Here is a 13,235-nt window from a genome sequence, read left to right as displayed (position 1 = left end):
ATGCCGAACCCACGGCGGGGATCATCGGTTCCCCGTCGGGGCCCTCCTCCCCGGCGCGATGTCGGTCGGTCGGACTGCGGCTGCGGAGTCGACGGCGACGCGCAGGGCGTCGACCTCGCGTCGAATCCCGCCCGCGGGGGCGCCGTCGAGAATCGAACGCATGAGGGCCGACGCCACGACAACACCGTCTGCCACGCTTGCGACCGTGGCCGCCTGTTCGGGGGTCGAGACGCCGAAACCCACCAGTACGGGCATCATGGTGGCGTCTCGGACACCCTGCACCGTCCCGACGATCGAGTCCGATACGGTGTCGCGCACGCCGGTGACTCCCATGATGCTGACCACATACACGAAGCCCCGGCTGGTCGCCCCGATCTGCCGAACGCGGTCCGGGCTGGTCGACGGTGCGACCAGCATCGTCAGCTCGAGCCCGGCGCTCGTGGCGGAGTCGACAAGAGGGCGGACCTCGTCGACCGGGGTGTCCGCGACGATCAGTCCGGCCAGGCCCGCCTCCGCCAGCCGGTGGCAGAAATCGTCGTATCCGTGCCGCCGGGCAATGTTGCTGTAGGTCATGACGATCAGCGGGACCTCGGCGCGGAAGCCGGCCAGCTCGTCGAGCAGCCCCCCGACGGTGCTGCCTCGAACCAGTGCCCGTGACGAGGCTGCCTGGATGATGGGGCCGTCCAGCATGGGGTCCGAGAACGGCAACCCGATCTCGACCGCGTCCGCGCCACCGTCCTGAGCGGCGGCCACGTAGTCGAGCCAACTTTCCGTGATCCCCGCGGTGACGTACGGTACGAGGCACTTGCCGCCCACGTCCCGCCGCGCTTGCATGGCGCGCTCGACGGTGCCGAACCCGGCAGGGTGGGGGGTGGTCACACGAGCCTCCTCAGTTGTTCGGCGTCCTTGTCGCCCCGTCCGGACAGGGTCATCAGGACCGTCGATCCATACGGGATCTCGCCGGACTCGGCGGCCCGAATGATCCACGCGAGAGCATGGGCGGACTCGAGTGCGGGCAGGATGCCCTCGGCCCTGGCCAGCCGGACCACCGCGGAGACGACCTCCTCATCGTTCGCCGTCACATATTCGGCGCGGCCCGAGGTGCCGAGCCCGGCATGTTCGGGTCCGATTCCCGGATAGTCCAGCCCCGCCGAGATGGAGTGAGCCTCCCGGACCTGGCCGTCCTCGTCCTGGAGGATGTTCGAGTAGAAGCCGTGGAGAATACCGGGCAGGCCGTCGGTCATCGCGGCGCCTCCGGCTGCCTCCACGCCGACCAGCCTGGCCGGCGTGTCGACGAACCCGGCGAACGTCCCCGCGGCGTTCGACCCACCGCCGACACAGGCGGTCACGACGTCGGGCACGCCCTGGCGGAGGAGTCCGGCGCACTGCGCCCGCGCCTCGGTTCCGATCACTCGCTGGAACTCGCGCACCATCCACGGGTAGGGATGAGGGCCCATGGTGGATCCGATGCAGTAGTGGGCCTCGTCGACCTGCGTGACCCACTGCCGCAGCGCCTCGCTACAGGCGTCCTTGAGCGTCCGCGTGCCGCTTGTCACCGGCACCACCGTGGCGCCGAGCAGCTCCATGCGAAAGACGTTCAATGCCTGGCGCTGGATGTCCGCCTCGCCCATGTAGACGACCACGTCCAAGCCGAGAAGGGCGCCGATGGTGGCCGTCGCGACGCCGTGCTGCCCCGCGCCGGTCTCGGCGAGCAGTCGCTTCTTCCCCATCCGTTGGGCGAGGAGTCCCTGCCCCAGGACGTTGTTGATCTTGTGGGACCCGGTGTGGGCCAGATCCTCGCGCTTCAGCAGCAGGTGCACGCCGAGCTCCTCGGACAGCCGGTTCGCGGGCGTGACGGGCGTCGGGCGGCCCGCGTACACGGACAGCAGATGATCCAACTGCTGCGTGAAACTCGGGTCCGAGCGAGCGTCACGGTAGGCGGCTTCGAGGTCCTCGCATGCCGAGACGAGTGCCTCCGGCACGTATCGCCCGCCGAACTCGCCGAAGCGTCCGGAGACTCCCGGGTCGGACATCGCCGACTCGGCGCCGAGAATGATCGTGGCTTCACGGTCCGCGAGCCTGCTCAGACCGCCGACTCGTGCGGCGGACTCGTGAATCGTGCGTCCGGTTCCTAGCGCCGGCGTCATGGCACCTCCGCCCGTCTGGCGCGGCCAGGCGCCGCGCCGCCACAGGACCAGGCCTCGCCGGCCGGGGTTGCCGCAGGCCAATGATCCAAAGTCTTCTAGAACTCTTCGACTGCTGATCGCGATCGTAGCAGCCTGCGCGTCAACACATCTAGAACTCTTGCGGGGTCGAGAGCTCGACTCCCGCCGAAGCATCTCGTCTGTGATCTGCTCGGTGGTCCGTCCGCCGGAAGCGCAGGTGTCCGACGGCGACGGCAGGCGTATTCGTGCCTGCGGGCCCGGGGACAGTGGACCGCGATCCTCCTCGAACCACACGTATCCACCCGAAGCCACTGGTGTTTGCCCTATGCACGATGGTGCGCCCGCAACGGTCTCGTGGAAGCTGGCAGGCTGCAGCATTGCCATCAGACGGAAGGGGCCCCGACTTGCCCGGCTCGCGAGTACCGAGATACCTGGAGATCAAGAGCGACCTGCTCGACCGCATCCAGCGGAAGGAGTTCACCGCGGGCCAGGCACTCCCCTCCCAGGCATCACTGAGCCGCCACTACAGCGTCACCCTCATGACCCTTCGCCAGGCGCTGCACAGCCTGGAGAAGGACGGTCTGATCGTCCAGGCGCGGGGAAGGGGCACCTTCGTCACGCCCGGGCCGGCCGTTCTCGATCTGCGCTCCCTGAACAGCCTCGCCGCCGACATGCGGGTGCAGGGCGTCGACCTGACCACGCAGGTGCTGACCGACGGATTCCGGCCGATGACCAGGCCAGCGGCGCTGGCACTGTCCCGGGAGTACGGGGAACGCGCCCTGCGCCTCGAGCGCCTTCGTAAGATTGGTCGGCGACCCGTCGTCCACCAGGTGTCGTGGGTGCCGCTGCCCTGGGCCGAACAGCTCAGGGACGTCGACTTCAGTCAACACTCGCTCTACCAGTCCCTCCGCGGCCGGTGCTCGCTGCTGCTCGCGACGGCCGAGGAGGACTTCCAGGCCAAGCCGATGCCCAGGAACACGGCACGGGCGGCGGGAGTTCCGGGCGGCGGAGTGGCGATGGTGGCCCAGCGCACGACCTTCGACTCGGCCGGCACGCCGATTGTCTACGATCGGGCCGTGATTCTGAACGACGCGCTGCGTGTGATGGCGCGTCGGACGCAGCACGACATTCGACTGTTGTGGGCGGCCAACCCGTGACCCGGATTCGGCGGCCCGCATGAGGCGTGAGGTGCTTACCTCCTTCGCGGAAGCGACGTGGTCAGTCGTCGCACAGGCGAACGTCGCCTGAGGCTCCGGCCCGACGGCGGGGAGAACGGCGGGGCGGGCGGCGTGAGCCGGGCGCGGCGTTCCGGCATCGACCCGGTGGAGCCTGGGCTGAGTGGCCTTTCGGATCTTGCGGATTCGTCGCTCGGGATGCCGTTGAGCCTGCTCCGTGGTGAGGTGAGGGTGGCCTTCGCGGGCCGAACCCCGACGGAGGAGCACCAGGATCCGCGTCAGTCGCTGATGCGGCAACTAGACCACGCCACGCCACGTCGGCGTCGCCGGAGTCCTTGGGTGATCGCCGCGCATTGCCGCGATGTCGAGTCCGATCGTGGGGAACCGGCTGTCCGGGGCCGCGGTGCGGACGTCGCCCGGTTCGACGTGGTGATCTACAAGTCGATGTCCCGTATCGCCCGGCGGATGTACGGGAACCTCTCCGTCGAGCGGGCGCTGGAACGGGCTGGGGTGCCGCTGTTGGCCTGGAACCGACGGGCCCCGGGCGGCGGCGGCGCTGCAACATCACAGGAAGCATCCACGCAGCTACTTCAGCGCGAGGACCATGTACGTACCCGGGGGAGGTTCGTTCGACATCCTCATGGTCCGGTAAGCGATCGGAACTGGTTGTGACCGCTCGGGTGGCGATCCAGATGGGTCGCGGTCGCCGTGGGGATTTCGACGGTGATCCTGCCGGTGGTGCCGGTGGTGCCGGTGGTGAAGGCGGGAAGCTCTGATGGCCGGCGGGGGAGGGCCGGCGGAGGCGCGGGCGGTGACTGTCCGGCTGGTCACGGCGATCATGGTCGTGGTCGTCGGCTTGAGTTTCCTTTTTGCGTTCGGCAATGTGTGGCTGCTCGCGCTACGGCTCGGCGTGTCCGAGTCGATGATCGCGGGGGAGTCGGCGGGGCCGCCTTTGACAGTGTGCGGTGCTGGCTGCTGATCGGCTGGGCCCACGTCGGCCCCGGCCTGCTTCAGGCCATGCACGAGGCCGGCCAGGCAGGCTCCACGTCATCGGTCGAGCAGTCGATCTCGGCGGGTGGCACGGGTCAGTTGAAGGCGGCCGATGACATCTGCACGACCGTCCACGTCCCGGTCTCGCATGCTGAGCCAGAGTCGGCTGGTGTGCCCGTCGCGCCCGCCGAAGTCCCGGCGGAACAGCGAGCCGGCGACGAGGGCGCGCCGTCGTTGACCGTGTCTCCGCAGCGCAGGTTCGATCAGGGCACCGTCGAGGTGGTGGTGCCGACGACTGATCCGCCCGAGAGCGACCCGCTTGCCGCCGATCCACCCGCGGTCGGTTCGTCGGATCCCGATGGACCTGATCTGGAACAGTCACGCACCCGCCCTGGTCGTCCACGGAGACCAGGACCCGATCATGCCGCCACGATTGCTGGCCGAGCTCCGCAGGCGGATCGAGGACTGGTAGGTCGACTGGCAGGTCGAGCTCTACCCTGGCGTCACCCACGCGTTCTGGTCGCATGATGTGGACGAGGAGGGAAACGACTGGTTCGACGAGACGATCCGCGACCAGTCCTGGGACCACGCGCTCGACTGTCTGACCAGCTGGCTGTGACACCCGCGTCCGAGAAGAGCCCGAGGAAAAGGGGAGCCCGCATGCCCGAAGCACTGCTTGACGGAATCCGGGTCGTCGACCTGTCGACCGGTGTCGCCGGGCCGACGGTGACGATGCTGATGGCCGAGGCGGGCGCGGAGGTCGTCCTGGTCGAGCCGCCCGGCGGCCACCCCGACCGGGCCCTGCCCGGCTTCCGTACCTGGGCCCGTTCCAAGCAGTCGCTGGTGCTGGACGTCGACTCCCCCGAGGGGCGATTACGGCTCGACGAGCTGCTGCGCGGCGCCGACGTGCTCGTCCACTCATACGGTCCCACGACGGCGGCCCGGCTCGGCCTCGACGACGCCACCGTCGGGAGCCGCTACCCCGCGCTGGTCGTCTCGTCGGTGCTCGCGTGGCCGGCCAACCACGTCGACGCGGACCGTCCGGTTGACGACCTGCTGGCGCTGGCGCGACTGGGCATCCTCGACGAGCAGCAGGGGCACCGGCCGGGGCCGGTCCACGTCCGGTTCCCGCTCGGCAGCTGGGGGGCCATGTGGCTGTGCGCGACCGGGATCGCGGCCCGGCTGGTGGCACGGGGGCGGACCGGCCGGGGCGGGCCGGTGCATACCAGCCTCGTCCAGGGCGCGCTCGCTCCGATGATGATGCACTGGCACCGGGCTGAGGCGCCGTCGGCCCTGCTCGCGGCGGGCATGCCCAAGGACGGGGCGGTGACACCACTGTTCGAGTGCGCCGACGGCGAATGGATCCACGTCATGCCGCCGTGCCCCGACGACCTGCCGTTGACGAAGCGGGTGTTCGACGAGATGGGTGCCGACGCGGTCGCCGAGGCCAACCGGCGCCACGCCGGGGGGATCATGGCCAGAGCGTTCCCGAACTGGGGAGCCAACGTCGAGGCGTTCCGCCGCCGGCCCGCGGCCGAGTGGCTGGCCGAGCTGTGGTCCAACGACCGGCCGGCGCAGCCCGTGCTGCCGCTCGGCGCGGTCCTCGACGACGAGCAGGCGAAGGTCAACCGGTACGTCACCCAGCTCGACGACCCCGAGGCCGGCCGCATCACCGTGCCCGGCCATCCCGTCACCCTGGACCCGCCTGCGACCGTCCGCAATCCGGCCCCCCGGCTCGGTGAGCACCAGGACGTGGCCGCCAGGCACTGGACGCCCCGCAGCACGGCCACCGACCGCGACCGCGGCCACGGCGACGCAGACTCCGCGGCAGGCGGGCCGGTCGAGTCGCTGCGTTTCCCGCTCCAGGGTTTACGGGTGCTGGACTTCGGCGCGTTCCTGGCCGGGCCGTTCGCGCCGATGCTGTTCGCCGACCTGGGCGCCGACGTCGTGAAGGTCGAACCGGTGGCCGGCGAACCCGGCCGCTGGGGCGACTGGCCGTTTGTCGGCTGCCAGCGCGGCAAGCGCGCCGTGGCCCTCGACCTCAAGTCCGAGGCCGCCCGGCCGGCCGTCGAAGCCCTGCTGCGCTGGGCCGACGTCGTGCACCACAACCTGCGCGTCCCGGCCGCCCGCCGGCTCGGCCTGGACGAGCAGGCCGTCCGTGCGGTGAATCCGGACGTGGTGTTCTGTCACACGAGCTCGTACGGTCCGGACGGCGCACGCGCCAACTGGCCCGGCTACGACCAGTTGTTCCAGTCGTCGCTGGGATGGGAGCAGATGGGCGGCGGCGAGGGCAACCCGCCGATGTGGCACCGCTTCGGGTTCATGGACCACCAGTGCGCATTGTCGTCCGCGGCCGCGACGCTGTGGGCGGTCCTGGCCCGGGACCGGACCGGTCGGGCGAGTTCGGTCGCCGCGTCCCTGCTGGGTGCCGGGGTGCTCACCACGAGCGAGACCTACCTGCAACCAGACGGCGCCCTCGCCCCGGTGCCGATGCTCGACCAGGCGCAGCTGACCACGACACCGGGCCGGCGCCTGCTGGCCTGCGCGCAGGGGTGGGTCGCGATGGCCGCGACCGCTGACAGCGACGTCGCGGCGGCCTGCCGGGCGCTCGGTTGCGGGAGTGCGGCGCAGCTCGCGGCGGCGGCCGCCGTCCGCCCGGCCGGTGAGGTGCTCGATCTGCTCGCCGGGGCGGGTGTGGCGGCCGAGGAGGTCCGGCTCGACCAGCGCGACGCGTTCTTCGACTCGGCCGACAACGACGCCGCGGGACTGATCGCCCGCTACCGCCACCACGACTGGGGCGGCTTCGAGCAGCCGGGCGCACTGTGGGACCTGGGCGACCTGACGACCCAGCTGCATCTGGCCCCGCCGGTACTCGGCGAGCACACGATCGAGGTGCTCACCGAAGTCGGGATCGCCCGCGAAACGATCGACGAGCTGATCGCCGCCGGCGCCGCCACGGCCGTGCCACCGCCCGGCTTGCGTGCTTGAGCTCTCGCTGATCAGAACAGCGGCCCCTGTCCGGCCTGCGACCGCATGCCCTTTACGGTCGGATGTCGACGAGAGCCGGGCGTCGTTCCTCAGCCGGGCGTCGAAAGGGTGTAACGCAGCAGCGCGCCGACCCGTTCGGTCGGTGATTCCGGCACGTCGGCCGGGACGCTGTGGACGGCGGCTCCGGTGCCCAACGCGGCCCGGATGAGCGCATCCACCCGCCCAGCCCGGATCGGGTGGGCGACCGCCGGCAGGTCCGCGGGATCCAGCGCGACCTCGCTGAGGTCCGGCCCGATCCAGGCCGGCGCGCCGGCGGGGATCCCTTCGGCCAGCAGCAGGTCGCTCACCTGGGCCAGACGCAGGGCAGCGACCGTGGCCCGCGGCCCGTCAGCGGCATCCAACGCGATCCGGTCTCCGGATCGCGGTCCACCGCTCCTGTCCGTAACACCCGACCCTTCCAGGTGGCCGACGCCCGCCGCGGACACTGATCCGAGGGATCTCGGAACCGTCCCACTCGCCGCCCCGACCAGCGAGGTCGCGCGGCGGCGATACTGCTCGAACTCGGCCAGCAGGCTCGCCGTCCGCCGGGTCCGCTGCTCGGCGAGCACGTCCATGACGCGACCGGCCAGATGGTCGTCGGACCCGTCCCGGGCGCGGCTACCCTCGACGACCACGACCCTGGTCGCGACCTCGACCGGCAGCTTCTCGCGGACCAGCGAGAGCTCCTTCGGCTCGCCGGCCAGGATCACCACCTCGGCGGCGATGTCGTGCGCGGCCCGGACGATGCGATCGGCGTCGTCCTTCGCACCGTGCTTCCAATGCTCCTCGACGCGGCTCTCATAGCGTCGCTGGGCCCAGCCTCCGGTGTGTGCCTTGTGCCATGGCGGCCTGGTCGTGTCCTGGGAGACGCCGCCGGCCGGCAGGGGACCGTCGGTGTAGGCGAGCACATCGACCCCGCGCCGATCGACCAGGGCGATCACGTGTGGGATCCGACCGTCGGCCCAGTCGAGCAGCGGCAGCAGGTGTGGCAGCGGTCCGACCGCGACGACGTCGACATCCGACCGCCCAGGAAGCCATCGCGCAAACGGGACGTGGGCGGATCCACCCTCGCCGACGGCCACGACCACGCGCGTCCCACTGTCACGGTAATGGGAGTCGCCCCGCTCGGCGAGCAGCGCGTCGCGGGTGGCGGGACCGACTCCCTGGCCTTCGAGATCGGCGAGGATGTCGGTCCACCGCAGGTCGTAGAGCCGGGCGGCGTTCTCACGGGCATGATCTGTACTGGCGTACACGGTCACGACCGGACCATCGAAGTCATACAGGCTGCGCAGCTCGCTCGTGTCCATGAGGCGCTCCTCAGCAGGTGACAGCAGCGGTGAACCGATTCGACGCCGCAGGCAAGCCCCTCGACGAGGACACCCGCGTGGGCGGCCCATCGGACACCTACCTGAAGTGGTGCGCCTTGGGCGCGGGCCCAAACCTGCCCGCCACGCTGACCGGTCGGCTAGGCCGTCCGGCTGGCCTCGCGGTCGCCCCAGCCGGCCCCGCGGATCGCGCGGGCCACCCCTGGCCCGCCGCCCTGGGAGCCGCCGACAAGCTAGTACCCCATTGGGGAGGTTGGCCCTACCGTGGACCTGTCGTGAGGACACGCCGGGGGTTTCGCTGGTGGGCCGGCGGGGTGGTTGAGGCTGGCCGGTGGCGAACGGGTGCAGGTGCGGGCGATCGACGACGAGGAGGGCCCGCGCCTGTCAAGCGTCGTGCGCCGCGGCAGCCGGTCGGTGGTGCCGTGGCGGCGGGCGCAGATGATCCTGCTGGCCGCGCAGTGGATGCCCGTCCCGAAGATCGCACAGGTGACCTTCACGTCCGAGGACCTGGTGGCGTGGTGCCGGGTGTCGGCGCCAAGGCGTGGTTCGGCGACACGAATCGAGCGACTTGCCGAAATTCGCCGACCACCTTGCCTCTGGATCACGGAGGACCGATGCCGCGGACCCCGGTCCGCGGCGCCCGGACGGTCGTCTCTACGGGCGGAACGTCAGGCAGCCGCGATCCCTGCCAGTGGTGCCGGTGTCGACGACCAGCATCAGCGCGGCGGCCCCAGCGAAGCTAACCACAGCGGTCACTGTCGGCCGCCGGGTGCCGTCGGATCAAGCCGGCCCCGGGCGCTTGGTGCGTCGAGGGGGGATCGGGCGCGAAGCCACAGGGCCGAATGGCGGTTCATCCGATCGAGTATCTGAGCCGGCGCCTTGAGTTCAACGGAGAGTGGAGGCCACCTTCGCGAAGAGGGGGGCGCAAGTCTGCGTTCAGCCGAAGCGAATTGTGATCATGAGACTACATCGCGTGTACCCCGGGTGAGGTTCGTTCGACATCCTCATGGTCCGGTAAGCGATCTGAACTGATTGTGACTGCTCGGGCGGAGATCCAGATGGGTCGCCGTCGCCGTGGGGATCTCGACGGTGATCCTGCCGGTGTCGGTAGTGCAGGCGGGAAGGTCAGATGACCGGCGGCGGAGGGCCGTCGGCGGAGGCGCGGGCGCTGACCGTCCGCCTGGTTACGGCGATCATGGTGGTGGTCGTCGCCTCGAGTTTCCTGTTCGCGTTCGGCGACGTGTGGCTGCTCGCGCTACGGCTTGGCGTCCCTGTCTATGTGGCGCCGTTGGTCGCTCCGGCGGTCGACCTGTCCGTGGCCGGGCTGCTTCTGGGTATCCGGTTCCTGGCCATGCGCGGTGCCGATCCTGGGCAGTTGCGGCCGGCCCGGAGGTTGCTGGTGTTCGCGAGCGTGGTGACCTTGGCGTTGGACGTGTCCAATCCGATGATCGCGGGGGAGTTGGCAAGGCCGCCTTTGACGGTGTGCGGTGCTGGCTGCTGATCGGCTGGGCCCACGTCGGCCCCGGTCTCCTTCAGGCCAGACCGTTACCGGAGACCGCCCCGCGGTCGTGAAGCGGCTCGCCACGTCGAGCTCCCTGGAGGTCCTGCGGCTGGACGAAAATGGATCAACCGATACTGCGTAACGGCCGGTCCACCTGTCCCGCATGCGACGGTTCTGTAACCGTTCGTGGCAGCTTGGTTAGGCTTGCTCGCTTGTGACACGGACTTCAGGAGCGGGGCGGCGGGTCCGCTCCCACCGGACATGATCATTGACCGGAGGCGGGTACAGAAGGCGTTGCCGGGCTACGCCCTCGGCGCCGAGCTGGGCTCGGGGGCGTTCGGCCTGGTCCTGGCTGGGAAGCATCGACGGCTGGGTCGTCCGGTCGCGATCAAGGTGATGCAGGCCGAAGGGCCTGAGGGGAGGTCGTTGGACTTCGCCGCCGAGGCCCGGGTGCTCGCCGGCTTCGACCATCCCCATGTGGTCAAGGCGTACGACTATGTCGAAGCAGAGGGCCTGTGTCTGGTCGTGATGGAACTGCTCGCCGGTGGCACTCTCAGCCGCAGACGTGCGGGTATGACGCCGCAGGCTGGCTGCGCGGTGGGACTGGCCGTCGCCGCCGCACTCGAGCATGCTCACAGCTTTGGAGTGCTGCATCGCGACATCAAGGGCGACAACATCCTGTTCACCGCCGATGGCATCGCGAAGGTCACCGACTTCGGCATCGCGAAATTGCTCGAAGGCTCCGGGGCCACGGCCAGCAGCCGATCCGGCACTCCTATGTACATGGCACCCGAGCAGATCGACGGCGGCCGGCTCGGCCCCGCTACCGATCTCTATGCGCTTGGAGTCGTCATGTACCAGCTGCTTACCGGCGCCCCGCCTTTCGATCCAAGGCAATCCGTGAGCCGGCTGTGGCGCCAGCACCTTACTGACCCGCCTCCTCCGATGATCGATGTTCCTGCTCCGCTCGCCGCCGTGGTCCTGCGAGCCCTGGCGAAGAAGTCAGCCGACCGCCAGCCCGACGCTCGTACCTTCGCGCTGGAACTGGCCGCCGCGGCCGCCACCGTCTACGGACCCGGCTGGGCCGGGATCCCGTTGCGTCTTGACGCGGACATCCGCTCTACCGCGAACCTCATGCCCGCACCGATCAGGCCGCCATCTGGCATGGCGTCTCGCCATCGCAGCAGTCCGGCCGTTGGCCGGACTCGCTTCCGCCCCCGATGGGTTGTGGCGGTTGCCCTTGCAGCACTGGCGGCGACCAGCACGCTTGTCGCCCTGCGATCGAACAACGGGTCCAGCCCTACCAGTAGTGGAACGTTCAACACACCCACACCCACACCCGCACCCGGACCTGCGGCGGTTGCGGTGGGCCCGCTGAGCAGGCCGGCAGGAGTGGCTGTTGGTGGTGATGGAAGTGTGTACATCGCCGACATCGAGGAACATCGGGTCTGGAAGGTCGACCGGGCCGGGCGCATGAGCACCCTCGCTGGTACCGGCACCGCCGGGTTCTCCGGCGACGGCGGCCCAGCGAATCGAGCTCAGGTGAACTGGGTGGCGGCACTTGCGGTCGGTGCTGACAGCAGCGTCTACATGGTCGACAGCAACCTGGACCTCGATGAGAGCCGGATTCGTAAAATCGACGGGGCAGGACGAATCAGCACTATCGCTGGCAACGGCAGGGCGGTTGACCTCGGCGAGTCCGGGTCCTCCGGCGACGGCGGCCCAGCCCTCGACTCTCCACTGTCTGGAGTGGGTGCGCTGGCGGTCGGTGCTGACGGTGTTGTCTATCTAGCCGACGAAGCTAGCAACCGGATCCGACGGGTCGACCGGGCCGGGCTGATCAGCACCTTCGCCGGTGCCGGCACCAGCCCCTCGCCCAGTCGGTTCTTCGGTGACGGCGGTCCAGCCACCCGTGCCCAGCTGGACTGTGGGAACGCCTGCGGGGTGGCAGTCGGCGCGGATGGCAGCGTTTACATCGCCGACGAGGGCAACAACCGAATCCGGAAGGTCGACCAGGCGGGACGGATCAGCACTATCGCAGGTAACGGGAGCCTCGGATTCGCTGGCGATGGCGGCCTCGCCATCCAAGCCCAGATGATGTATCCGCTTCAGGTGGCGGTCGGTCCGGATAGCAGTGTCTACATTCTTGACGACGCCAATGATGTCCGGAAGGTCGACCCTTCCGGGCGGATTACCCTTTTCGCGGGCAATGGTACTGGCGGGTTCTCCGGCGACGGCGGTCCAGCCACCCGCGCTCAAATGAATCAACCCTCCGCAATAGCGGTCGGCAGTGACGGTAGCGTCTATATAGCGGACGAGGGAAACAAGCGAATTCGGAAAATCGACCCCGCGGGCCGGATCAACACAATTGCCCGCTGATTACACGATGCACGAACCGATTGGTGCGGTTCCTACTGCGACCTTGGGGAGCTTTTTGCGCACGTGGTCTGGACGTCGGCGACGCTGCTCACTCAAGGGCGCGGTGGCTCACCCTGCTGCTCGACGACGCTGCCCGGCCGTGTAGGCACTCGCCGGGGCAGGTGGTTCAAAGAGGAGACGTCGGTGAAAGTCGTCGGCCGGGGTCTGCCTGTATCGGCCGACCGGCTTGACGTGACGACCCGTCGGGCGCTCCGGTCTATCCGCGGGTCCTCGACAGACAGCTTCCCGCCCACCATGTCGACGCGCCCCCGGGCTAGCAGTCGGATCGAGTCTGAGCGCAGCCGTCTGAACCCGCACAACCGAACGAAGATCTTATATTCGAGAGCTGGTAGAGCTGAACCTTAAGCTCGGCCGAGGGTTACGGGTCGACTCCCTGCGGTGGGCGGCGTGGGCGATCATCTCCGATTCGGATGCTGGTGTGACTCGGTGGCTACACTCTGTGTACCCCGGGTGAGGTTCGTTCGACATCCTCATGGTCCGGTAAGCGATCTGAACCGATTGTGACTGCTCGGGCGGAGATCCAGATGGGTCGCCGTCGCCGTGAGGATCTCGGCGGTGATCCTGCTGGTGTCGGTGGTGCAGGCGGGAAGCTCTGACGGCCGGCGGGGGAGGG

8 protein-coding genes are annotated in these 13,235 nt (G+C 69.4%); 5 read left to right on the top strand and 3 right to left on the bottom strand.

Annotated elements, in window-relative coordinates; translation table 11 throughout:
• Positions 1 to 21 precede the first annotated feature (21 nt).
• Both trpA and trpB read right to left on the bottom strand, forming a co-directional pair.
• Complete coding sequence (trpA, locus tag FRAAL_RS20425) at positions 22 to 879, bottom strand: tryptophan synthase subunit alpha (protein ID WP_197537218.1); 858 nt, start codon at positions 877 to 879, stop codon at positions 22 to 24.
• Positions 876 to 2,147: a tryptophan synthase subunit beta gene (gene trpB / locus FRAAL_RS20420; RefSeq protein WP_157892164.1), complete on the bottom strand. Its 1,272-nt coding sequence runs from the start codon at positions 2,145 to 2,147 to the stop codon at positions 876 to 878. Before trpB ends, trpA begins: the two co-directional genes overlap by 4 nt.
• Before the next feature lie 422 nt (positions 2,148 to 2,569).
• Here trpB and FRAAL_RS20415 point away from each other — a divergent pair, with 422 nt between their 5' ends.
• From FRAAL_RS20415 to FRAAL_RS20405, 3 genes are all read left to right on the top strand, one after another.
• A complete protein-coding gene (locus FRAAL_RS20415; protein ID WP_011605796.1) occupies positions 2,570 to 3,322 on the top strand; it encodes a GntR family transcriptional regulator in 753 nt (250 codons plus the stop codon).
• A gap of 829 nt (positions 3,323 to 4,151) precedes the next feature.
• Complete coding sequence (locus FRAAL_RS35145; RefSeq protein ID WP_011605794.1) at positions 4,152 to 4,319, top strand: hypothetical protein; 168 nt, start codon at positions 4,152 to 4,154, stop codon at positions 4,317 to 4,319.
• 671 nt (positions 4,320 to 4,990) lie between these two features.
• Positions 4,991 to 7,318: a CoA transferase gene (locus FRAAL_RS20405; RefSeq protein ID WP_041939553.1), complete on the top strand. Its 2,328-nt coding sequence runs from the start codon at positions 4,991 to 4,993 to the stop codon at positions 7,316 to 7,318.
• A gap of 89 nt (positions 7,319 to 7,407) precedes the next feature.
• Here FRAAL_RS20405 and FRAAL_RS20400 read toward each other — a convergent pair whose 3' ends face one another.
• Complete coding sequence (locus tag FRAAL_RS20400; RefSeq protein ID WP_041939552.1) at positions 7,408 to 8,664, bottom strand: baeRF2 domain-containing protein; 1,257 nt, start codon at positions 8,662 to 8,664, stop codon at positions 7,408 to 7,410.
• Positions 8,665 to 9,811: 1,147 nt separating this feature from the next.
• Here FRAAL_RS20400 and FRAAL_RS20395 point away from each other — a divergent pair.
• On the top strand, positions 9,812 to 10,183 hold the full coding sequence (locus tag FRAAL_RS20395; RefSeq protein ID WP_011605788.1) for a hypothetical protein: 372 nt from the start codon (positions 9,812 to 9,814) through the stop codon (positions 10,181 to 10,183).
• A 261-nt stretch (positions 10,184 to 10,444) separates the two neighbouring features.
• Positions 10,445 to 12,562, top strand: coding sequence for a serine/threonine-protein kinase (locus tag FRAAL_RS20390; RefSeq protein ID WP_050997196.1), 2,118 nt, complete (start codon positions 10,445 to 10,447; stop codon positions 12,560 to 12,562).
• Positions 12,563 to 13,235: the final 673 nt, after the last annotated feature.

Source organism: Frankia alni ACN14a, from assembly GCF_000058485.1.
In the GTDB taxonomy this organism is placed as follows: domain Bacteria; phylum Actinomycetota; class Actinomycetes; order Frankiales; family Frankiaceae; genus Frankia; species Frankia alni.
The sequence above is the reverse complement of the archived record's forward strand: the minus strand, read 5'-3'. Positions and strand labels throughout refer to the sequence as shown.

Excerpts from the sequence above, each read along its gene's own strand:
- FRAAL_RS20390 (WP_050997196.1), top strand. The coding sequence starts at position 10,445 with ATGATCATTGACCGGAGGCGGGTACAGAAGGCGTTGCCGGGCTACGCC.
- FRAAL_RS20405 (WP_041939553.1), top strand. The coding sequence starts at position 4,991 with ATGCCCGAAGCACTGCTTGACGGAATCCGGGTCGTCGACCTGTCGACC.
- FRAAL_RS20395 (WP_011605788.1), top strand. The coding sequence starts at position 9,812 with ATGACCGGCGGCGGAGGGCCGTCGGCGGAGGCGCGGGCGCTGACCGTC.
- trpB (WP_157892164.1), bottom strand. The coding sequence starts at position 2,147 with ATGACGCCGGCGCTAGGAACCGGACGCACGATTCACGAGTCCGCCGCA.
- FRAAL_RS20400 (WP_041939552.1), bottom strand. The coding sequence starts at position 8,664 with ATGGACACGAGCGAGCTGCGCAGCCTGTATGACTTCGATGGTCCGGTC.